At 64.2% G+C, this 644-nt stretch carries 1 protein-coding gene; it reads left to right on the top strand.

What is annotated here, in order from left to right:
* The first annotated feature begins 33 nt into the window (after window positions 1-33).
* Window positions 34-405 carry an ElaB/YgaM/YqjD family protein gene (locus AC1D00_RS44160; protein WP_477015083.1) on the top strand — a complete coding sequence of 124 codons (372 nt, stop codon included), beginning with the start codon at window positions 34-36 and terminating at the stop codon, window positions 403-405.
* The last annotated feature ends 239 nt before the right edge of the window (window positions 406-644 follow it).

The following is a 644-nucleotide window of genomic DNA, read 5'->3' as shown; positions in this document are numbered from 1 at the left end:
GCCCATCTCACCGCCAACAGTTCGGAGTTTGCGATGTCAATAGCCGACGGCGAAACCAGGATGAGAGACTGGATCGACCAAGCCACCGCAGAACGCCTCGAGAAGGATGTAGCAGCCGTGAAAAACGATATCGCCGCCCTTACCGACCAGATTACCGACGCGCTCAATACCTTTGCCAATTCGGCGGGAAAGCAGGCCCGCCGCGGCTACAAGCAAGCGCGCGAGAACGTGGATTCGACGCTCGACGACATGTCCGAGCGCGGCAGCGCCATGATGGGCGCGGCGCAGGATGCCTATGGCTCGATCGAGGAGACGCTGGAAGACGCCATCACCGCGCGGCCGCTCGCGACCGTCGGTATCGCACTCGGCATCGGCTTCCTGATCGGCGTCGCCTGGCGCCGGTAAGGCGCGGGACGGACCCTGAGATCGCGGCGGCGCGGCCGCCGTCGCCTCAGGCTTGTGGGGGATTGAGGAGCAAGGGCATGTTTCAGCGCATTATCGACGGCATCAGCGCATCGACCGGGACGACGGTCCGTCTGACGTCGCTCGCCGCAGGCGCCGCACTCGCGCTCTTCATCACGACGTGCTTTCTTTGCGCGGCCGCGTTCATCTCGGTGCTGGAAAAATAYGGACCGGTGCAAGCC

Source organism: Bradyrhizobium sp. P2_E8 (assembly GCF_056403875.1).
This window is presented reverse-complemented; position numbering and strand designations above follow the sequence as displayed.